The sequence below is a fragment of the Dapis hubbardiae BLCC-M172 genome, assembly GCF_050016015.1.
Lineage (GTDB): Bacteria > Cyanobacteriota > Cyanobacteriia > Cyanobacteriales > Microcoleaceae > Trichodesmium.
On record NZ_JBNHEQ010000237.1, the window covers coordinates 17,145 to 39,643 of the forward strand.

Consider the following 22,499-nt stretch of genomic DNA (forward strand, 5'->3'; position numbering starts at 1 on the left):
TAGAATCAGCTCACAACTAAAAATTCTAGAAAATTAGAATCTATGTTGAGGCAGTTTTATCCCTAAAACTGCCATAGATATTGACTTTTTTGATAGAAAATATCGCTATTATTAGCAATATTTTTTCATTAAATTGTCATCTAATTTTTGGTGATTAAAAATAGATAATTTTCTCAAAATTATTACTGCTATATAGCTTGTATCTTGGGCATATCAGCCCTATAAGCTAGTAACAAATAATAGCTATTAAGCTATTTTTATTCCTGACCAATCATTATAAATTTTCTTGAATATAATCAGATTAATAATTTATTAATTATTTTTCTAGTTTGTTTTCAAAAAAAAGTAATTAATCATACAGATTTTCTGATTTATTTCAACAATTATGTTAAATATAAGCAGTTACTAATTATTGTATAAAAATTAGTATTTACTGCTTAAAAAAACAATTGACCATAATTCCAAGAGGCCAAACTTCATGCAAACTTATGGTACTCCAGAAGTTAAATACGATTGGTGGGCTGGAAATGCTCGCTTCGCTAAACTATCTGGTTTATTCATATCTGCTCATGCAGGTCAAGCAGCTCTAATTACTTTTTGGGCAGGGGCATTTACTCTGTTTGAAATATCTCGATATTCCCCCGATTTACCCATGGGAGAACAGGGTTTAATCTTACTCCCTCACCTAGCAACTTTAGGTTTAGGTATCGGAAAAGGTGGAGCAGTTGTAGATACTTATCCCTATTTTGTAATTGGTGTTGTACATCTAATTTCATCAGCAGTATTAGGTGCAGGAGCGCTTTTTCATACCTTTAAAGCTCCAGAAAATTTAAGTGATGCAACAGGTGGAGCGAAGAACTTTCACTTTGAATGGGATGACCCTAAAAAACTCGGTATTATCTTAGGTCATCACCTACTTTTCTTAGGATTTGGTGCTTTATTATTAGTAGCCAAAGCTATGTATTTTGGTGGGCTTTATGATGCGACAACTCAAACAGTTCATTTAGTAACAAATCCCACTCTCGATCCATTAGTAATATATGGATATCAAACTCATTTTGCCACTGTTAATAGTTTAGAAGACTTAGTTGGAGGTCACATTTATGTGGGATTTCTTCTAGTTTTAGGTGGCGTTTGGCACATTATTACTCAACCCCTGCCTTGGGCAAAACGGGTCTTAATATTCTCTGGTGAAGCAATTCTTTCTTATTCTCTAGGTGGAATTGCTCTAGCAGGATTTGTTGCGGCTTATTTCTGTGCTGTTAATACTTTGGCTTATCCTGTAGAGTTTTACGGTCCAGTTTTGGATATTAAGTTGGGGATTACTCCTTATTTTGCGGACAGTGTAGAGTTACCTTTGGGCGCTCATACTGCTCGTTGTTGGTTGGCAAATGCTCATTTCTTCTTAGGATTCTTTTTCCTGCAAGGTCATCTCTGGCACGCTTTGCGAGCTATGGGTTTTGACTTTAAGCGTGTGGAAAATGCTTTGAATAGTGTAGGAGAATAATCTTAATCCGATAAATGTTTGAGAGTTGGAATTTTTGAATCTGATTTCTGAGATTCCAACTCTCAGTTTATATTTCTGGAAGGCTTATAGTAGGGAGGTTGTAGCCAATCTCCCGTCAGGTGGTTCGGGAAGCCAAAAATTGCTATACTAAAATAATTTTGCTTTAGGGCTTGACAACCGTACTATACTTATGAGTAAATATAAATAGTAAATAGAAATTTTTCTCATTTATCTTGATGAGAATACTATAGGGTGGGTTAAATGGCAGAACAACCTAAAAGATTAGACATCTCCAGAAACAAAGTTTTAGCCTAAGAATCACAAGGAGTCTGAGATGAATTTGAGAGAAGTTTATTTTATATCCCTATTTAATTTTTGTTCCTCCACCTAAATCTGGAAACAGCCCAGAAGGCTATTCCACAATATAGTTAATCAACAGGAGATCAAATTATATAGAGTTTTGTTTTCTTAACTTATTGCAAATAATTATCAAAATTTTCCTAGGGTATCAATAAATATAGCACTACGCAAATAGGTTAGGACATTTTTAAATCCTGTTTGCGCAGCATTCCGTAGGAAAACCCTTTTACAGTCTTCTGTTCCCTGTTCCCTCTCTTGGTGCGCGTTCCCTTGCGTCTTACGCCGACGCGGGGTCGCACCGCTGTTCCCTATTCCCTAGCGTGTAACGCTATAGATTTTGATCCCAGTAGTTAGGTATCACTTCAGACAAAAATCAAAATTTAAGAATAACTATTTTTTACCGAAAAATTACAGACAACTTTTAACTTGATTATAGCTACTATTTAATCAAGCAATAAGCAATTTTAAATTCTCAAATAATACCTGACAAATTTAAAAATACATCAAAATTTTGATGCTAACAGTTTTTTCTTTAAAAAATAACTCATAGGAAATAGAAAAATGACAGGTTCAAAAAAACTAGCTTCATGGAAAATCAAACAATACAAACAAGATTGCGATAGCCGATATATTTTCCAAGATTTAGAAGCAGAAAATAGTTATCAAGAGGAAACAATAAATACAAACAAAAACATGAATAAACTACACAGTGATTGGTCTAGTTATTGTGACGAATTAGACCCTGACTAAGTTCTAGTTCAAGAGTTTGAAAAATTCTCAAACCAATATCTAACTCTAAGACAAAAAAACAACTACTACGGAGGAAAAATGTCAAAAATTGGTCTTTTTGTCGGCAGCACAACAGGTAAAACTGAAGAAGCTGCAGAAATTATTCAGAAAGAATTTGGTGGTGACGATGTAGTTACTATCCATAATATGACTGACGCACAAACTGATGATTTTGATGGTTATCAAAATTTAGTTATTGCCAGTCCTACCTGGAATATTGGTGAACTACAAAGTGACTGGGAAGGTTTCTTTGAAGAACTAGATAATATCGATTTCAAGGGCAAAAAAGTAGCCTATTTTGGTACAGGAGACCAAATAGGATATGCTGATAATTTTCAGGATGCCATGGGTATGTTGGAGGAAAAAATTTCTAGTTTAGGAGGTACCACTGTTGGGCATTGGTCTACAGATGGTTATGATTTTACTGAATCTAAAGCAGTCAAAAATGGCAAGTTTATAGGTTTAGCTCTAGATGAAGATAATCAAGCAGAATTAACAGAAGAAAGAATCAAAAAATGGGTTGCCCAACTCAAAACAGATTTTGGAGTTTAGTCTGATTTAATTAGCAAAGTTATCAGATTTGAATAAAGTTGATTAACTCAGAGAAAATCCTTTAACTTGCAAAAATTATAAGAGAAGGAAGCTTGATGAAAAAAATGGAAAGTAATATTTGAGAAATATCTAGTTGAGACTAAAAAAAATCCACTAGAAAACCTCAATATATACTTCTAATTTCAGATACTTCCTTCTCCAAAAATTATCATCTACTCAAAGGTACTATATAACTTAGGAGAATCAAGAGCAATGTCTAAAATTCCAGATGTATTATGGTTAAGCACTAGCCCTAGTCTACAAGTTTTTAATCAGCGATTAATTCGTTACTTATCCAGAAAAGTTTTAATTGCAGAATGGGATTATTTGCAAACTCCCGACGATCCTTGCACTCTAGATATAGCCGTAACTTTACTCCATGATTATCTCAAATCTATCAATAAACCTATTCATCTTATTGGTCATAGTACAAGTGGATTAGTAGGATTAATATATGCTCGTAAATATCCAGAAAGAGTAAAATCTTTAACCTTACTATCTGTAGGTGTTCATCCCACAGTTGATTGGCAAGCACATTATTATGTACATCGCCATCTTTTACCTTGTAGTCGGGAAATAATGTTGACTAATATGGTAAAAAGTTTATTTGGCGAACAAGATAGAAAAATTACTCAAAATTTAGTCAACATATTGGAGAGAGATTTAGATTTATCTCCATCTCCTCACTCATTGTTAAAACGTCAAAGCATGATTCCGAGAGAAGTTCCTGTACCTTTAATGGTATGTGGTAGCAATGATGACGAAATTATAGATCCTAATTTAATTCAAGGATGGCAACCATTTTTAAAACCAGAAGATCGGATTTGGGAATGTCCTGAAGGTCGTTATTTTTTCCATCATTTTTCACCTCTAAATGTAGCCAAACCACTTCTAGAATTTTGGCAAGAAAATAGCTTGGTTTTATCAGATATTACTCCACAAACAATAGCAAGTTAAATGTTCTATTGCTGAATATTTGCACAGTAGTTAATTAGAATATAATCATTGCTAATTATGGCTTGCTGATTAAGTATAAAAGCATTTACAGATAAAGGCTAAAGCATTTTTAGTGGTAAAAAATTGCCAGCTTTTAGGAAGGAATTACTCAAAATGTGAGCATTTTAGCAGACAATTATTCCTCCTATCTCCTCTGTAATTCCCATTATTCCTCACTGTAGGTCGCAAATATAACGATGCCCCTACTTGAATGCTCCCCTCATACATCAGACTTTTTCAGCAAATCCTAATTAGTTACTGATTTCAAACATAAAAGAGTGTCTTATTTGACATTATTTTTAACTTATAAACCCTATAACTAATATAGTTAGCGATCGCTTCAGTTTTTGGCTAGTTATACTACTACCTCTAGCTAGGAATTTTTCACCAAGCATTTATTTTATATAGTTGAAACTATGATTAATTTTCTCCCTGAAGAAATACTTCAAAGTCTAGCTCGTACCATTTTTATGATTGGTATGATATCACTAATTATTATAAGTTTGCGTAATTTTTATGTAACGTTTCAGTCAGGAATAAATTATGTTAAACGACTACATCAAATTCCCTGTAGTCGCTGTACATTTTTTACAGGTGATTATCGTTTAAAGTGTACTGTACATCCTTATAGCGCACTCACTGAAACAGCAATCAATTGTAGTGACTATGAAGGAAATAATAATCTAGCAAAACCCGCCTTACAAGTGTGTGAAGCTAATTCACAATACTTCCATTCCCAAGCTACCAACCCAGCAACTCACAATTAACTTACTCAAAAAAATTAGCTGAGAAGTAACTGTTGCATAAGAGGCAAAAACTCGAAATTTGGTAGGGGGTTTGTTCATTAATTGATAATGGATAATGAATAATGGATAATGAAAACTATCTTTAATTATCAATTGTCAATTATCCATTATCCATTGGTAACCCAACCCCTACGAGACCTATACTACTGGATGTGATATAATTGATAGCTGATGACTGATGAATGTTGGTGCAGCATTCCCCAGGAAATGCTCACAAAAATACAGATTTTGCAACATAAATAGGAGAAGAAAAGTGAGCTTAAATTCAGTAATTACTGTCGCCCCTAAATTAAAGAGCCATCAATTTAAACGCCGTCAACTAATGCCATTGACAGATGTATTATTATGGCGAATAGATTCTGGAGTAGTTCGTACTCTGACTAAGAATGAAGAAGAAAATACGATTACTTTAGGGTTTTGGGGTCAAGGAGATATTGTTGGTCAACCTCTCTTTCCTTCTTATCCTTATCAAGTTGAATGTTTAACTACTGTCGAGGCGAGTATTTTACCAAGGGGTTATTTTTATGCTCAAGAAGTAATGCTTTCTCATATTCAAAGAACTCAAGAACTCTTAAGAATTATTCATTCTAGAAAAATCAAATGGCGACTGTTGAGATTATTAAAATGGTTAGCAGACAGATTTGGAAATCAACTGCCAGAAGGGCAAATACTCGATATTCGGTTAACTCATCAAGAATTAGCTGACATTATTAGTACCAGTCGTGTAACAGTAACGCGACTACTAAATGAGTTTGAAAAGGAAAATAAAATTGGGTGGTCGCAGAGTAACTGTTTAATTCTTTTTAGGGAGTAGGGAGTGTGAGAAGTGTAGGGAGAGGGGGAGTGTGGGGAGACAGGGAAGTAGTAAAACTTGTAGGGTGTGTTAGACGACTTAAATTTAGACTATGAAAGGGATTGAGCAATCCGTCGTAACGCACCATTTTAGCTGTGTCGGTCTACTACTGATTGCTGAATAGCTGATAACTGATAACTGAAATGAGAACTTTTTTAATCAGTAAACAGACAAGTTGTCACCTCCTGCAATACTTTTAATCCTTTGGTAGAACCTCGAATAAGTTGCAAAGCAGCAAGTGGTTGTCGAAACATAGCGATCGCTAATGGTAAAGGTTGTAAATTTCCAGATGATGTTATAGCAGAAGAGAGATCGGGAAGATCATGGTAACAGTCATCGCTAATTATTCTCACCATCGCCACAGAAACGGAAAGATTAGCAAAAAAATTGAGAATAGCAAAACCTTCCATATCTACGACTTCTGCACCAGTATTTTTTCCCAGTAGTTGTTTTTCCTCCGCCTTGTAGATGAAGCGATCGCTAGTTAAACTTCTAACTAGAGATGCTTTTTCTTGTAAATGAGTTTGCAACTTCCTAGTTAACACCTCATTGCACTTTTGCCGAAGTAACTGAGACTCATCAAATAAAACACACTCATCATAAATAACCACATCTCCAGGTTGATATTGACTAGAGAGACTACCGCATAATCCCATTACCAATACTGTTGATGGTTGCTGAGAGGAAAAATCCTGTTTTTTTTGCCATTGATGCAAATAGCGAGTAGCAGATGTAAAACCTATTGGTAGAGGTAACAATTTCGGAGCTAGAGATAACCTACAGTTAAGACCACGCTTCACAGACTTTAATTCCGGCCCTTGAACAACTAAAATTGTATCAATCATTTCTATTACAAGTGAAAGTTTAAAATAATTCTAAGCTTTTGGGTATCTTAGTTACATATCTGAGAATTTTAGTTGGAAATATAACTAATGGCATTGGTAAATCAAAAGATGAAATTTGTCTTGGTAATTTCTCCCTGGTTGCCCTCACCGGGGTTGTCACAGGGGAGCTATCCCAAAAGATAAATCATCTCATTAATTACCAACGCCTAAGTAACAAAACAAGAAAGGACAATTTATAAATGTCAACATCTTATATATTTAGTGATGCTCAAAATCTTAAAGAATTAGAGCGACTACAGGCGATCGAACAAATTTTTGACCCCAAAACTCGCCAACGAATTTTAACAACTGGAATTACGAACAAATGGCAATGTTTGGAAGTGGGAGCAGGAGCAGGAGCGATCGCTCAATGGTTAGCAACAATTGTTGGAGAAAGTGGAAAAGTAGTTGCAGTGGATATAGATACTCGTTTTTTAGCGAATGTTCAATCATCGAATCTTGAGGTATTACAAGAAGATGTTCGCCATCTTGCCCTGGAAAATCAATCATTTGATTTAATTCATGCACGTTACCTACTTATCCATATCCCAGACTTTGAAGTTGCCTTATCGAAGATGTTAGATTTGCTCAAACCTGGTGGATGGATAGTCATTGAAGAACCAGATTTTTCTGCAGCTAAAGCTATTGTGGGAGAGAATGCAATGTGTCAATCTTTCAATCAAGTTAATCTTGCTATTCAGCAGATGTTCGCAGATAAAGGAATTGATTACGCTTTAGGGGGGAAGTTGCCAGATATATTTCAGAAGTATGACTGGCAAAAGTTATCTCTAGAAAATGATACTCCTGTTTCTACTGGAGGATCGGGAATAGCTAAAATGATGAAAATGTCTACAATGCAGCTTGCACAAAAATATATTGTAACTGGTAAAGCAAGTCAGTCTGACATTGAAAACTATTATTTATTTGCAGATGACCCCAATTCATCGGCTATTTATTATGCCACAGTAGGAGTTATTGCTCAAAAATCTGATGTCAAATTGAATAAAGGAATAGGGAGTAGGAAATAGGCATGAAAAACTGATTCCTATAGGTTGCCCATTGTGTTTTTTCCATCCTGCCGTGGAAACAAACTGGTTTCCCACTTACCAAATTTTTATTATTAAATTAATATAGGGTTTCCTGATTAAGTATAAAAGCATTTATAGGTAAAAGTTTAACCCTTTTTTATACTAAAAAAATGCTAGCAGAGGTCATTTCAGTTAGCCTCCTATGGTCGTAACTTCGTTAACAGTTAGCCTCTTGCAGAGGAACTGCGTTAACAGTTAGCCTCTTGCAGAGGAACTGCGTTAACAGTTATCAGTACCTCCTGCTGTTTGCGCAGCATTCCGTAGGAAACCAGGAGGCTTGAAATACCGAAGATTCTTTTTTTATCCCCTTAAAAGAGGATGCTTGAGACCCAAATTTTTCGGTCAGTTTGATGCTTAAATAATATTATACTTTAATAATCCTATCAATTCAATCTAATTGTAGGGAGGTTCCATATAACCTTCCTACTTTTTATCCTGTTCACCTAATTTAGTAATGCCTAATGTTATGACAATAATTAAACTACAAATTACCACTATCGGCACTACTGGCAAAAATCCTAAAGCGAAACTTTTAGGAATAATCCCTACCTGAAAACCAATAACTGCTATCTCACCAAAAATAATCGAAATTATACAACTCAGAGGTGAAATATTTTTGCCATATAAAGCAGCAATAACTGTAGGAAATAATACTGCTAAACCAGTAAAAGCTTGAGTAGCGATCGCTGCAATTGTTGCCGGAGGATTTGCTGCTAAAATCAAACCAATTATTGCTAAAATAACGATTAAAATTTTGCCAACAAAAGTTTGTTCTTTTAGGGAAGCTTGAGGACGAATATAAACAATATAAATATCCCTAGTTATCATCGAACTTAATGCTAAAAGTTGAGAATCAAGGGTTGACATGAACGCTGCCAAAGCTCCCACCATTACTAATGAAGCAATGCCAGTTGAGGTATATTCAGCTAACATCATGGGAAAAATTCTATCTGCTTCTTTTCCGACTAAATCGGGAAAATTAATATGACCCCACATTCCAATTAAAACGGGGCAAATAAACATTGTGCAAGTAATTAATGGATATAAACTAGCAGAAAGTTTGAGGGAATTAGCATTTTTCGGAGTATAAAACCGCATAAACATTTGGGGAAACATCGGCACACTGAAACCCCAAAGCAACATATAACTAAACCATTTGTGGGGAGTGAAAAAATTATTCGTGCCAGAACGAGAAAAAAGCTCTGGTTTGAGTTGATAAACAGTTTGATTAGCTTCAGTAAAGCCACCGATACTTTGGGATATAGCTATTACTGCAACTATCATTAAAACAAACATTAATACCCCTTGCAAAACATCGGTTAAGGCTACACTTTTCATGCCCCCCACAAACACATATAAAACAATGATGAAAGTCAAAAAAGCTGCTCCAAAAAAATAGGGAATTTGCCCATTAGTTAAATTTTCTATCATATAACCCCCACCAATTGGTTGTAGGGTTAAGTAAGGTATGGTAAAAATTACCATCACGGCTAAAAATAATAGTTTAAGTGGTTGACTGGGGAGGCGATTTTCGATTAATTCGGAGGGGGTAATTAAACCTTTTTCTTTGCCAAAAAGCCAAACTTTATAACCGATGAAATAAAACGTAATTCCGACGAGGGCAGTACCAAATCCTATCATGGGATAATAACTTATACCAATGCGATAACCAGCACCAGAAAGTCCGAGAAAAGCAAAGGCACTAAAATTTGTGGCAATGAGAGTAAAAAATAGAACTATAGAGCCGATTTTTCTATCTGCTAGAAAGTAATCTTCTGGTGTATTTTGTTGGCTACGATAACCAATAATTCCGATGATTAAAGTAGAGAGTAAATATGCACCAATAAATAAGTAAGGAATTAGGTTTTCAAGCACGATTAATTTTCCTCTTCAGTCTAAGCATTCAGCCGTCAGCTAGTCTCCTGCGGAGGAACTGCGAAATTCAGCTATTGCTTTTAGTGAGTGATAAAAGCAATATTTAATTAAACTAGAAAAATCTTACTACAAAAGTTAACTCTAAAGTCTATATTTATTTAAACTCCCTCCTTAAGCACAGGCTATTATTGCTGATAGCTGACTGCTAATAGCTGAATGCTTACTCTTCAGTTTCAGATTTCCAGAAAGTTTGAGAGAAAATAAAAATAGCACAGGCGAGGATAATTTGCAAACCAATAAAATATAACACCCAGGGTGGGAGATCGAAAAATGAAAAAGAAATCGTTTGTTTCCATGACCAAAAGTCTAGGGAAAGTAGGAAAATTATGGTAAAGCAGAAACACCAAAAATAGGCAGATTTGAAAAAGTTGAAATTGTTCATATTTGAAGAAGGAAGAGGGACAAGGGAGGAAGGCTTAAGAGCAACAAAAAAACTTAAATTTCCTGTAGATATTCACCCTCTTGTTTACCCAATTATTAATTATTAAATAATTCTGGTTTAAAGCCTCCCCTTGGATAGGGAAAAAAAGTGTTAGGATATTTCCCGATCTTCAATCTGATGGTTTTGACCACAGGTAATTATCAATTATCAATTATCAATTATCAATTAATCAACTGAGTTTTGAATTTAGCTTTGAGAATCTGGCTCAGAACTATATTTTATTTTTTCCCAGATAATAGTAGCAAAGAAACATAATATCATCAAGTAAAATGGTATGCCTATCATAATTTATACTCCTAATTTTGATCATAATTGCTGGTACTTTATATTTTTGAGCCTCAGTTATAAGTTCATTGCTTCAAGGAAGTTTACTAACTATTTCCCAAAAATATCAAAGATATTTATATGACTAAATTATAGCACACCTAACTCTTAATTGTCATCCTCTCCGGCAAAACTAGGGTGTACTGAAGAGATAATTTATTGATACAAAAGAATCACATTGGAGATCTACTTAGTTAAAAATATAGTTGTATATATTCATTAGCAGTTTGATGTGATCAAAATTTTTTTCAATTACTTAAAAATAACTTCCATATAAGAATTGGGATTTTCAGCAACCCAACCTAAAGGGGAATTATATCTAATTTCAAAATGTAGATGAGCTCCCTCAAAATCAGGTTGCCCTGTCTGACCAACTGTGCCTAAAAGTTCTGCTTGTTCAATTTTTTGACCAGTTTTAACATTGATAGAATCTAAATGAGCATAACGAGTTTGTTTGCCAGAAATATGATTAATTACTACTAAGTTTCCATAATTTCCTTGTTTACCAGCAAATGCCACAATACCTTTTCCTATAGAAAAAACTGATGTACCACTATCAGCAATTAAATCTAAACCACTATGAAAAACTACTTGATTTTTAATGGGATGTAGCAACCAACCATAACCTAAAATTACCCTAGCTTCAAAAGGTAAAGGATAACCTGTTAATAAAGATGTTTTTGGCGGTGTTTTTCCTCCCGGAGACCAATTTACTCCTGGTAAAAAAACTACTTCTGGTGTTTGTTGATCTGGTGTTTCTGGACAACCATTTACTTCATATAAAGTATCAGCACGGATATTATAATTTTCTGCAACATTTTTCCAGGTTTTACCAGTGGGTATTTTCACGGCAATACCGTTATAGGGAGGAATTATAATTTCAGTACCTACAGTTACTTGTCCTTTTTGTAGCACTCGATTAAATGCTAATAAGGTTGGGGGTATTAGGTTGTATTTTTGGGCGATGCTTTCAATGGTCTCTCCGGGGGCGACGGTATGGCGTTGGAGACGAGATAATGCAGGTGGGGGGCAAACTTTTTGTGCTTCTTCTGAGATGGAAGGAGTGGGAACTTTTATTCGTTGGGGTTGGGCGTTAACTTGCATTATTAATACTGGGTTAATTAAGGATAATAATGTAGTTATAAGGTAAAAGCAGGGTTGAGAAATCATCGGCAATTAAATTGTATAAATTTACTGAAAAAAAATAGGGTAGTCCTAAACAAGTAAGGAGAAAAAAATATGGTGGACAAATACAACTTGATTTACCATGATATTGATAATTCAGTTTTTGCCCACCTTACTATTTAATGTTACTTGATTTTAGCGATCGCCTAAATCTAAGCTAAGTTATAAATTTTTCAGTTATCCCCTCGAAGAAATACAAATTAAACAAAAATATACATTATGCCACCAATCTTAACCAAAATTAGTCAGCTAAATCAAATAACCACGTTTTAAACCAAAATTAATACCCCCTTCCCAATCAGATGTTAAATAATCTCGAACATAAACAAATAAATGCTCTACCACATCTGCATATATAGGGTTTTTAATATACCCTTCTTGAAATCGAAATTCTCTATCCGTATTCTTTTGTTTTCTTAATACATATATTTGGTCGATTTTGAATTTTCGTAGATTTACAGCATCTGTTAATTTTAGCCATTCAGCTACTAAAATATAAACAGCATTAGGATTTCTATATTTAAGTTGTTCTGCTGCGGTTGCCGCATCTTGAAGCATAGTTTTATCCAAGTAAGTTTTGCATTCTATAACTACAGCAGGTACATCCCAAATATGACTTTCTAATGCTTGGGAACCCTGACAATTCATTGTGGCATTAATTCTTACTCCTATGGCAAAATCATTATCTTTCAGTTCAATTAAAGCGTGAGGAAAATTGAGCATATCTCGATAATTTTTAGACCGAAAAAATATATCTTTGAAAGTACGAGACTTTCCAATTAAAGCTTGTGATGAAAATTCACTCACTAAATCTTTGAAAAGGTAATACATAAATTATTCCAAGACAGATGAATGGAGATTTGAACGAGAATCAAATTTTTCTGCATAGTGTTGTTGTGTAAGCATTCAGCTATTAGCAGTCAGCAGTCAGCTAATAGCCGAGCAAACCTACAGGAGTGATTAAAATTAGCTGACTATCTTTATTATTTATATTTCACTTTTTGGAGATTAATTTCTCAAACACAAACTTCCAAACAGGATAAGTTAATAACTCATAGCTGATAGCTGTTAGCGCAGCTCCTCTGTAGGAGGCTAGCTGACGACTGAATGCTTACGTTGTTGTTCTGGAAAATCTTTGTATTCATTCAACAATTCTACTCGCTCCTCCTAATACCAATTTGATAAATGTTTGCTACATTTTCTTGAGCAGAGGAGTAGGGGAGTAGGGGAGTAGGGGAGTGGGGAAACATAAGAAAAATTAAGGCGCTTCTGGCTAATAATTATCAAAAAGATTAAAAAGCTCCTGTTAATTACCTAATCATTGAAGTGTCACCTAAGTATAGCATTCTTTTTCAAATTGGTATAAATTAGTAGGAGGTGCTGTTCACTGATAACTGATAACTGAAATGACCATGAACATACATTTTATTTGCCTCAATTTTACAACTGTTTTAAGATATTATCGGCAATAGCTTTAGCTAACAAAGGAGGAACGGCATTTCCAATTTGATTGTATTGACATAAATGTTTTTCTGCTAAACTACCTTCTCTAGATAGTAGTTTATGACTAACAACTGTTGGTTTACCCATAAATTTAAAACTATCTGGAAATGATTGTATTCTTGCACCTTCTCTAGCTGTGAAATTTCTATGTTGATAAGGGTGAACAAAATTAGCATAAAATGAAGCTGGAATTGTATGACATGGTTTATCTGGATGGAGTCTTCTATTATTTTGGTGGTAGATTTTTTCAGATATTTCTGTAGAGTTCCTTTGTCGTGGTTGTAAATGTTTTGGTACGTCTTTTCCAGAACTTCCCCAAGTCATTGTGGCAAATCTTTCTACCATTCTTTTAGTATGATTCATTGCTTTGTGATTAAACAAAATTTTATTGCCATTTCTCAATAATTTTTGATATTCATTCGACGGCTGTTTGAAATAATTTGACTCTTCTTTTCCTTCACCAGCTTCTAAGGTTGGTAAGTCATAAATAGCATCCCATAATGTCGGACAAAACTTTAAATTTTCTCCAAATAAAGACATTTGCTGATTAGTTAATATTCCATGAGTTGGTAAGGGAAAGGGATTTTCTAGTTCCCGTTTTGAAGCAATAATAAATAAACGTTTTCTAATTTTAGATACGCCGTATGCTGTAGCTTCTAATATATTTGTGTAGACGTTATATCCAATCTTTTTTAACTCTTGTTCAATAATGTCGATAACTTTGATTTGAGAATGAGTCCGAAATTTAATCATATTAGGTACGTTTTCCATAATTAATATTTCTGGCTCAAAAACTTTAGCTATTCTAATTAATTCTCTAAAAAGGTTATTTCTAGGGTCTTTAGGATCTCCAGCATTTTTATTACAAATAGAATATCCTTGACAAGGCGGACCTCCTATCATAATTTGTGGTTTATTATTACCCCAAATTGCTGCTATATCTCTATTAGTAATAGTCGTAATATCTTGATTTATAACAACTGCATCTGGATGATTATAAGCAAAAGTTTCTGATGCCCATTTATCTATTTCTATAGCACCAATAATTTGACAACCTGCCCACTTAAAACCAAGGCTAAATCCACCTGCACCGGAAAAAATATCTAATATTAATGGTTTCATAAATGATACTTTTGGCAAAAATAGTTAAACAACTATTTGATTTTTAGTAGTTTCTCTGTCAATATATTTTTCCTCAAAAATTTCTTGAATGAAATCTTTAATATCTTGAGCAGGAGGACGTTTTTTAAATTGTTGATGATTATAAATCCATAAAGGCTTAATCACTCTTTTCTTCTCCTCAACTAAATACATTAATCTAATTTGTCCTGATGCACCTTTAGCAATGGCTAAAACTAATTTATAAAATTGCCATTCATCAGTTCATTAATTGATAATTGATAATTGATAATTGATAATTACCTCTGGTTAAAACCGTTCTTGATTGAAGATCGGGAAATATCATTTCTTCTCTTGGTCGATTGGATATGGCGTTTAGCGTTCCGCACAACTTTCCTGACGGAATGCTCCGCAAACGTTAACGCTGCGCGACATGAAAAGCGGAGCGGCTCTGATAAGAGCGGGAGACCTGTCCCTCCGGGACGCTTCGCGAACGCCATCCCATCCTACGGAATGCTCCGCAAACGACCGCTTTTTTCCCCTTAAAAGGGGAGGCTTTAAACCAGAATTATTTAATTATTAATAATTAATAATCAGGTAATTTCAGACCACTTGGTAAAGGTTCAACCTTGGCTTGAGTAGGATAAGGATGAATAATTAGTTCATCAAGATACTGACTAATAATCTGAATAAATTCCTGTTTTTGAGATTGAGATTTATAGGTGTTGACTAACTTTTTAAAACTCCGTTCAAAGTTAGTAGTCTTCTCAATTAAGAAGGGAGTTGAGCCAGTCATTCACTTCTCCTTTCTGAATATATTTTGGTTCTTCTTTAGACTCTATTGCTACTTTTAAAATATGAGAAATAATAGAAGGGTAGTGAGGATGTTCTTTCTCAATTTCTAAAAGTTTTTCTTTTCCTAATAAACGCATATCTTCTAATAATATAGGTTCGGTTGAACTTGCATTACTACTTCAAGAATTAAGAATGCGCGAATTACCTCTCCTTGAAAAGGAGAGGATTGACAAACAGGAAAATTTTTATTTATTATCCCCTATCCAAGGGGAGGCTTTAAACCACAATATTTCGGTAAATCTTTTCTCGCTTTTTGCCACGGAAATTCTAGGTGGGTTAAATCACTCAAATAGTAAGCATCATATTCACCGAAGTATTGTCAAGTTTCCTCTAAAACGTCCTTGATTTATGAGGGAATATTAGTAATACTTTCCTGGTTTGGGATTGGTAATTGTTCGGCTTCAAATTTACTGTAAAATTTATAAGCAGGAGGACAAACAAGACCATATCGCCAAGCTTGTATTTCACCAGCGAATAAAGGTTCACCATTAAGAGCTAAATATAAGCATTGGCTATAGTAGAGGAGTTTTTGTATTTTCATATTAGTTATTTGAGCTTCTCTACCATCTTCATAAGCCCGCATAATGAAATATTTGGCTACTTCTAAGGGGTTAATCATTGCACTTTTATCTTTTTATTTTTAGTTTAATAAAGCTATATATATTTATTATTTTAGCACTAAATAAGTAGTTACATCAGTACATTACCTTTAAACAAGAAACCGGAATAAAGGGGCGGGTTTAGTAAGGTTAAAAGTTTTTAACTAAGTTAACTGAAAAACCCGCCCCTACCTTGGGAAATTTATTCGATAAACCCGGTTTCTAAAGAGCGATCGCCTACCTAAATTTTAAATTTCTCAGTTATCCGCTTCATCGCTTCGTTGACATTTTCCCGACTATTAAAAGCAGAAATTCGGAAGTAACCTTCACCCGCAGCACCAAAACCTGAACCGGGAGTACCCACAACATTACAATTTTGCAACAGTTTATCAAAGAAATCCCAACTTGACAAACCTGTAGGAGTCTTCACCCAAACATAAGGCGCGTTTACTCCACCATAAATAGTTAACCCTGCTGCTTGTAACTGGGAGCAAATAATTTTTGCATTCTCTAAATAAAATTCTATTAATGCTCTCACTTGCGCTTTTCCTTCCTCGGAGTAAACTGCTTCTGCACCCCGCTGCACGATATAAGAAACTCCATTAAATTTAGTGCAATGACGGCGGTTCCACAATTTCCATAATTCTACATCGGAACCATCAGCAGCTTTCCCTTTGAGAGTTTTGGGTATGACAGTCAACGCACAACGAGTACCAGTAAAACCAGCATTCTTAGAAAAGGAACGAAATTCGATCGCGCATTCTCTTGCTCCTTCTATTTCATAAATAGAATGGGGAAGACTGGCATCAGTAATAAAAGCTTCGTAAGCAGCATCGAATAAAATAATGGCATTATTCGCTTTGGCATAATTTACCCACGCTTGCAAATATTCTTTAGTCGCTGTCGCACCAGTGGGGTTATTTGGAAAACACAAATAAATCAAATCTACTTTTTGAGTAGGAATTTCAGCAATAAAATTATTATCTGCTGTAATTGGTAAATAAACTAAACCCTCATATTCCCCTTTCTCATTTACATCACCAGTATTACCTGCCATTACATTAGTATCTACATACACTGGGTATACTGGATCTGTCACAGCAATAGTATTATTATTGCCAAAAATATCTAGAATATTACCAGTATCACACTTAGACCCATCAGAAATGAAAATTTCCGAGGCATCAATATCACATCCCCTAGCTTGAAAATCTTGAGTCGCAATTTTCTCCCGCAACCAAGCATAACCCTGCTCTGGACCATAACCTTTAAAAGTTGAGCGATCGCCCATTTCTGCCACAGCTTTAGTCATGGCGTGACGACAAGCTTCTGGCAATGGTTCAGTGACATCCCCAATACCCAATTTAATAATTTGGGCTTCTGGGTTTGCTTCGGCAAAGGTATTAACCCGTCTAGCTATTTCTGGGAATAGGTATCCTGCTTTGAGTTTGAGGTAATTATCGTTAATTGTTGCCATAGTAGATTAAAAAAAGTCACTTACAACATTAGACCTGTTGGAAAACTCAAAGTCAAACAAAGGAAGAGGGAAGGAAGAAGGAAGAAGGAAGAAGGAAAGAAGAAGGAAAGTAAATGAGTCTATAAATAAATACAATTTAAGATAAGTTTTAGTCTTATCTGAACCCTATTGATCTTTATTCCTATATTTCCTGTATCCATATAGAAATCCTAAATAGGTTGTAACATTTTATTTTATGGGTTTTGTTTCCAAACCTAAGCAAAAAGATAAATTCTCTATAAATTCGGGAAAAGGTAACATTAGCAAGAGTTTCATACTTGATTATCTATCATGGCTTGCTATATAAAATTGGTAAAAACTGGTAAAAACTACTGTGTGTTTTTTCCATTATCAAGAAAAATATATACTTGCTTCCCTGTTGTTTTTTTCTCAAAAGTACTTTCAACACTCCAATGAAAATGCTATATTAGTTAAATTAAAATATTTTATCTTAAAAGGTTATGTTATACATAATATTTCAGGCAGTTCAGGGTGCATACAACAATTAAAAATTGCTTGTAGGTTTCTTAATGTAGTAGGTGAAATTCAATCAAACAGCTATTAATTATTAGTTGAGAGAGTTAGTCTTACAAGTCTATACGCCCCTTAACCGAACACAATTTTAAGAAGCTTAAATTTGGCCAATAGCTTCCTCTAGGTAGCTAAAATAGTAGTTATGTTCACTCTAGTCCTACTAAATCATGCATCAACAACAAGATTCTAGATTCAGAGAAACTCTCTTAATTATTAATGATAATCCTAAAAGTTTAAAACTTTTGACTGAGTTGTTATCTACCCAGGGGTATAAGGTGGAAATTGCCACCAGTAGTAAGGAGGTTCTAGAAACTATTCATTTCATACTTCCAGACTTGATTTTATTAGAAGTTAAAATGCCAGAAATGGATGGGTATCAAATCTGTGAAGTTCTGAAAATAGATGAACTAACTTGTGATATCCCTGTGATTTTTATCTCTGCTTTGGGTGGGGTGATGGATAAGATTAAAGCTTTTACTGTGGGAGGGGTAGATTATATAACTCAACCATTTGAATTAATTGAGATTTTAGCCAGGATTGAAAATCAATTGCGCTTGCGTTCTCTACAGCAGGAATTACAACAACAAAATGCTAGATTACAACTATTATTAAATGCGACTTATGCTATTAGTGAAGCATCTGATTTTGAATCAGCTTTAGAAATAATTCTCGCAGAAATATGCCAAACTATGAATTGGGATTTTGGGGAAGCATGGATTCCTAATCAAGATAATACAATGCTTAGATTTAGTAGAGGTTGGTATGCTAGTAACAGTAGCAATGGTGCTTTACCACTTACTCTCAAGTTTCGACAACAGCATCAAATTATTACTTTTAGTTCTCATCCAGGTTTCCTACAAAGAGTTTTCTCTTCTCAGCAGTCAGAATGGCTAAAAGATATTTTTAAAGAACAATCTTCTGTTTCTATTTGTTCTGAAATTGCTGAAAAAATAGGTATTAAATCTGCTTTAGGAATTCCGATTATCCTAGATAAAAAGGTTTTAGCTATTTTAGTCTTTTTCCAGAAAAGTTCTCGCTCCCTCGACCAAAATTCTATGCAATTAGTTAATGGTGTTGCTACTCAATTAGGGGGGTTAATTCAACGCAAAAAAGCAGAACTAGCTCTCAAAAAAGCTAACCAAGATTTACAAGTAATTGCTAGTTTAGATAGTCTAACCTCCCTGGCTAATCGTCGTAAATTTGATGAATATTTTCACCAAAAATGGGAACAACTTAGACAAGAGCAAAAGCCTTTATCTCTGATAATTTGTGATGTAGATTATTTCAAATATTACAATGATTATTATGGACATCCAGAGGGAGATCAGTGTCTCAAAAAAGTTGCTCAGGCGATTAGTAAAGTTGCTATATTTCCTACTGATTTAGTATGTCGTTATGGTGGAGAAGAATTTGGAATTATATTACCCAATACAAATCTTGATGAAGCTTTACGAAGAGCAGAATTAATTAGAGTGGAAATCAAAAACCTTGAGATATCTCATGCCTATTCAAAAACAAGTCCTTATGTTACTGTAAGTTTGGGAGTAAGTAGTATAGTTCCTAAGTTTAAATTATCCCCTCGTACATTATTAATAGATGCTGACCAGTCACTTTATAAAGCTAAAGAACAGGGACGTAATTGTGTTGTTGCCCATAGAAATAGCTGTGTTTGTTAATTAATTTGTTAATTAAACATTCAACAAAAATTAATTTTTTTATATTTAATGGTCACTTTAAGTAGGTCAGCTAAATTATTTTTATAGCACTCACCATTACTATTAGGAAATTCTTGCTTCTCTCAAATTTAGTCAGATCAATAATTTTTAAGTCTGACTTCAGCGATATATTTACTGCTGTTGTATACAAGTATATTTTTTGTTCTTAGTTAAGCTGTTCATTGCTTACAAATATTAAATTAATTTTGTACAGGTGCTTATATTATGGTAATAGTAATACCCAGTCTATTTAAGTTTGATTAGCGATCAAAAAATCTTTCCTCTCCTTCTAGACTAATCTCGCTATAAAGCATTTATCAGTAAGTGTGAGGTACACTTTTATATTTCTTGCCTGTTGCCTATTATCTAGAATTTTGTACCTCACGCTTTTTGAGAATTGTTATACTTACCACTGACTTATTGATAAGTATTCAACCGTCAATATAGCCTTTCCCAAGGTTATGAGGTACAGTTGTATTTTTGTATTTTTGTTCCCTGTTAAGTGTTAAGTGTTCCCTCAAACCTAAAATTTTGTACCTCACGCTTTTTGGGAATTGCTATAATATAATTTTTTCCTTTCTCTTACCTCTTCTCTGCTGACTGCTCACTCATCATTTATCCGTATTTTACCGAATAATTAATAATTAATAATTTACAATTTACACGGCATAAAGAACTATGACATAGTCTGTTATAAATTATGAATGTTCCACTCTAGATAATTATTAATTGTATTCCTAGGTCATGCTCCGCAAACGGCACCTCGTCACATGAACATTGTTAATTGCTGAACGGACATTATATTAATTGCATTTCTCCTTAATCAAAACCAATCCTAAAAAACTTTAATAAATAATTTAATTTAATTAATTTAACGACTCGATTTTCTATATACTTCCACTAACACTCCAATAAATGAACCAAATATACCCCCGATAATTCCTCCCCAAAAAGGAATAAGTAGTGGGCTAAAACAAACATAAAATCCATCTAAACCATCAGCACAATTTAGAGGTTGAATTTTTTGATGACCGATAATAATAAAAAAAACTGTACTCAAAAGTGAAGTAAAAGTTGCTGCATTAAATATTCTCATCGTACATCTGAAATGAGTAATTAAGTTGGTAATTCCACCAACTATTCCTCCAATAGTACCTCCGATGATAATGCCTAAACAAGCACCAAATAATGAAACAAACCATACAAAAACTACAGGAAGTATACTACTCATAAAATTCTCCTAATTTGATTTTTTTAAGTCCTCCAAAAAACTTTTAACCTGCTAAAAATACTTACAATCAATGCCACTATTAATGTATAAACAAATGCCCGAAACAATCCTCAACTTGTTGCTTGAGTCATTTGTGTAATTTTTTCATACCATCCAGTTAATTTGAAAAAAGGTAAAAGCAAGTTACCGAAAATCACATAAGCTATCATGGGATTTTGCCCATTATAAATCAATAATTTTATCGGACATTTCTGGGGAAAATAGTCACTAATTACAGTGAATAGAATCAACAGAAAAATAGACATTCCTGTGGTAACGAAAAAATAACTAATAGTAGCACTATCTTTTTTGATGCCACCTTGAAAAGGCTCAAAAGCTAACCCTAATACTAACCAATAAGTACCCCAACTATAAAGTTTATTTAGTAAATTTTCTATCTGATTACCTGGTTGCTGGAATAATAATCAACCAGAACCACATAAAACTACAGTTATTAAAGTTGTTTGTAAAACCAGCCTAGATTGTAACCCAACCAATAACACTAAGTCAATAGTCACCATTAACACTGCAATGATAAAAAAACGACCAGCTGACCATTTTTATACTATAGAATCATCATTATTAGTTTCATTATTTTTCATGCAATTTAAAATTAAATCTCCAGCAATAGTACCTGGAATGACGATAAATAAATATTTCAAATAATCAAATCTAAAAATCTAAGGCAAAGGAGAATTAAACCAAAACTCTTTTACCGAATAATTAAGGTTTAAAGCCTCTCACTCGCCGTGGAGAAACAATGAATTTATTTTCCTTTTATTCAATCCTCTTCCTTTTAGGGAAAGGTAATTATGAATTATCAATTATCAATTACCAATTATTGAAACATCGATCATCAGTAGTAGAAAATCTGAGCAATGATAATATTCCTAATAATCCTAAACGTAACCACCAATTAGATTTAGTAAATAACCAAATTATAGAACCAAAAACAGCCATATTTGTTAATACTATGAGAATAATATCACTCCGTTCTAAGGAAAAGTTACTACCATCAGGGTATGTTAATCTACTCAGAACTAAAATACATAAACTCCACCCAGCTATAGTAATAAATTGATTCAGAAACTTGGGGGGAAATTTAGGTAAACGAGTGAACATTAAACAGAGGATTAAAAATCCTAGTAAAGCTAATTGCCACTTTTTAGGAGTTTCTTCTAAACTATTAATGATGTGTGGTCGAAAATGTTGCAAAACTATAGTCAAAGTCCCTAACAAAAATCCCCTTTTCAGTATCAATAAAAATATTTGACTGTATTGCCAGTCTTTATTAATTAATCTAGATAAAGATAGGGGTATTGATGCTCCCATTGCAAATAAGAAAATTGGAAAAACAATATCTACCCAAGTCAGTCCAGGAATATTAGGATTAAATATATAATTTGGTGGTAGAGTTTGAGCATGATACATCCAAGCAGGTAATGTTCCATCACGAGGAATTATGCCAGATAATACCATCATTAAAATAGCAAATCCACGCAAAGCATCTAAAGCATCGGCATGTTTTCTAGAGGTTGGTTGTTTTATCATAGTTGTATAGTCATCCTAATTTCATTTGTGATATTAACGAATTTTCTACCTTACCAGTATAGGAACAACTATATATA

Annotated in this window: 21 protein-coding genes; 8 read left to right on the top strand and 13 right to left on the bottom strand. The window is 33.9% G+C overall.

Going from position 1 to position 22,499, the window contains the following annotated elements; genetic code table 11:
- The first annotated feature begins 478 nt into the window (after positions 1–478).
- The 6 genes from ACP6PK_RS21875 to ACP6PK_RS21900 all read left to right on the top strand — a co-directional run bounded on the left by ACP6PK_RS21875 (position 479) and on the right by ACP6PK_RS21900 (position 5,863).
- Complete coding sequence (locus ACP6PK_RS21875; RefSeq protein ID WP_426562622.1) at positions 479–1,507, top strand: chlorophyll a/b binding light-harvesting protein; 1,029 nt, start codon at positions 479–481, stop codon at positions 1,505–1,507.
- A gap of 921 nt (positions 1,508–2,428) precedes the next feature.
- Complete coding sequence (locus ACP6PK_RS21880; RefSeq protein WP_426562624.1) at positions 2,429–2,617, top strand: hypothetical protein; 189 nt, start codon at positions 2,429–2,431, stop codon at positions 2,615–2,617.
- A gap of 78 nt (positions 2,618–2,695) precedes the next feature.
- On the top strand, positions 2,696–3,208 hold the full coding sequence (fldA, locus tag ACP6PK_RS21885) for a flavodoxin FldA (protein ID WP_426562626.1): 513 nt from the start codon (positions 2,696–2,698) through the stop codon (positions 3,206–3,208).
- Between the two features lie 252 nt (positions 3,209–3,460).
- A complete protein-coding gene (locus tag ACP6PK_RS21890; RefSeq protein WP_426562628.1) occupies positions 3,461–4,204 on the top strand; it encodes an alpha/beta hydrolase in 744 nt (247 codons plus the stop codon).
- 455 nt (positions 4,205–4,659) lie between these two features.
- The gene (locus tag ACP6PK_RS21895) at positions 4,660–5,010 is read left to right on the top strand and encodes a hypothetical protein (RefSeq protein ID WP_426562630.1); all 351 of its coding nucleotides are present in this window, start codon (positions 4,660–4,662) and stop codon (positions 5,008–5,010) included.
- A gap of 292 nt (positions 5,011–5,302) precedes the next feature.
- Complete coding sequence (locus ACP6PK_RS21900) at positions 5,303–5,863, top strand: Crp/Fnr family transcriptional regulator (RefSeq protein WP_168186757.1); 561 nt, start codon at positions 5,303–5,305, stop codon at positions 5,861–5,863.
- Between the two features lie 194 nt (positions 5,864–6,057).
- Here the strand turns inward: ACP6PK_RS21900 and ACP6PK_RS21905 are convergent, their stop codons facing one another.
- Positions 6,058–6,747 (bottom strand): phosphorylase family protein, encoded by a 690-nt coding sequence (locus ACP6PK_RS21905; RefSeq protein ID WP_426562632.1) that lies wholly within the window; start codon positions 6,745–6,747, stop codon positions 6,058–6,060.
- A 239-nt stretch (positions 6,748–6,986) separates the two neighbouring features.
- On the opposite strand from ACP6PK_RS21905, the gene ACP6PK_RS21910 reads away from it, so the two are divergent.
- Positions 6,987–7,814 carry a class I SAM-dependent methyltransferase gene (locus ACP6PK_RS21910; RefSeq protein WP_094678537.1) on the top strand — a complete coding sequence of 276 codons (828 nt, stop codon included), beginning with the start codon at positions 6,987–6,989 and terminating at the stop codon, positions 7,812–7,814.
- 483 nt (positions 7,815–8,297) lie between these two features.
- Here the strand turns inward: ACP6PK_RS21910 and ACP6PK_RS21915 are convergent, their stop codons facing one another.
- From ACP6PK_RS21915 to ACP6PK_RS21955, 9 genes are all read right to left on the bottom strand, one after another.
- The gene (locus ACP6PK_RS21915; protein ID WP_426562635.1) at positions 8,298–9,749 is read right to left on the bottom strand and encodes a sodium:solute symporter family transporter; all 1,452 of its coding nucleotides are present in this window, start codon (positions 9,747–9,749) and stop codon (positions 8,298–8,300) included.
- Positions 9,750–10,827: 1,078 nt separating this feature from the next.
- Complete coding sequence (locus ACP6PK_RS21920) at positions 10,828–11,679, bottom strand: LysM peptidoglycan-binding domain-containing M23 family metallopeptidase (protein WP_426562637.1); 852 nt, start codon at positions 11,677–11,679, stop codon at positions 10,828–10,830.
- 330 nt (positions 11,680–12,009) lie between these two features.
- Positions 12,010–12,591 carry a Bpu10I family restriction endonuclease gene (locus tag ACP6PK_RS21925; RefSeq protein ID WP_426562639.1) on the bottom strand — a complete coding sequence of 194 codons (582 nt, stop codon included), beginning with the start codon at positions 12,589–12,591 and terminating at the stop codon, positions 12,010–12,012.
- A 609-nt stretch (positions 12,592–13,200) separates the two neighbouring features.
- Positions 13,201–14,385, bottom strand: coding sequence for a DNA cytosine methyltransferase (locus ACP6PK_RS21930; RefSeq protein WP_426562641.1), 1,185 nt, complete (start codon positions 14,383–14,385; stop codon positions 13,201–13,203).
- A gap of 24 nt (positions 14,386–14,409) precedes the next feature.
- The gene (locus ACP6PK_RS21935; protein ID WP_426562643.1) at positions 14,410–14,550 is read right to left on the bottom strand and encodes a hypothetical protein; all 141 of its coding nucleotides are present in this window, start codon (positions 14,548–14,550) and stop codon (positions 14,410–14,412) included.
- 418 nt (positions 14,551–14,968) lie between these two features.
- Positions 14,969–15,178, bottom strand: a complete 210-nt coding sequence (locus ACP6PK_RS21940) for a hypothetical protein (RefSeq protein WP_094675795.1) — start codon at positions 15,176–15,178, stop codon at positions 14,969–14,971.
- Complete coding sequence (locus ACP6PK_RS21945) at positions 15,150–15,314, bottom strand: hypothetical protein (protein WP_426562645.1); 165 nt, start codon at positions 15,312–15,314, stop codon at positions 15,150–15,152. Before ACP6PK_RS21945 ends, ACP6PK_RS21940 begins: the two co-directional genes overlap by 29 nt.
- A 269-nt stretch (positions 15,315–15,583) precedes the next feature.
- Positions 15,584–15,856 carry a Panacea domain-containing protein gene (locus ACP6PK_RS21950; RefSeq protein WP_426562647.1) on the bottom strand — a complete coding sequence of 91 codons (273 nt, stop codon included), beginning with the start codon at positions 15,854–15,856 and terminating at the stop codon, positions 15,584–15,586.
- Between the two features lie 221 nt (positions 15,857–16,077).
- The gene (locus ACP6PK_RS21955) at positions 16,078–17,313 is read right to left on the bottom strand and encodes an LL-diaminopimelate aminotransferase (RefSeq protein WP_426562649.1); all 1,236 of its coding nucleotides are present in this window, start codon (positions 17,311–17,313) and stop codon (positions 16,078–16,080) included.
- A 740-nt stretch (positions 17,314–18,053) separates the two neighbouring features.
- Between ACP6PK_RS21955 and ACP6PK_RS21960 the strand changes: the two genes are divergently transcribed.
- Positions 18,054–19,562: a diguanylate cyclase domain-containing protein gene (locus ACP6PK_RS21960; protein ID WP_426562651.1), complete on the top strand. Its 1,509-nt coding sequence runs from the start codon at positions 18,054–18,056 to the stop codon at positions 19,560–19,562.
- 910 nt (positions 19,563–20,472) lie between these two features.
- On the opposite strand, the gene ACP6PK_RS21965 is transcribed toward ACP6PK_RS21960, so the two are convergent.
- The 3 genes from ACP6PK_RS21965 to ACP6PK_RS21975 all read right to left on the bottom strand — a co-directional run bounded on the left by ACP6PK_RS21965 (position 20,473) and on the right by ACP6PK_RS21975 (position 22,422).
- Positions 20,473–20,832 carry a hypothetical protein gene (locus ACP6PK_RS21965; protein WP_426562653.1) on the bottom strand — a complete coding sequence of 120 codons (360 nt, stop codon included), beginning with the start codon at positions 20,830–20,832 and terminating at the stop codon, positions 20,473–20,475.
- A gap of 110 nt (positions 20,833–20,942) precedes the next feature.
- Positions 20,943–21,137: a hypothetical protein gene (locus ACP6PK_RS21970; protein ID WP_426562655.1), complete on the bottom strand. Its 195-nt coding sequence runs from the start codon at positions 21,135–21,137 to the stop codon at positions 20,943–20,945.
- Positions 21,138–21,702: 565 nt separating this feature from the next.
- Entirely contained in the window at positions 21,703–22,422 is a 720-nt protein-coding gene (locus ACP6PK_RS21975) for a DUF5009 domain-containing protein (RefSeq protein WP_426562657.1), read from the bottom strand.
- Positions 22,423–22,499: the final 77 nt, after the last annotated feature.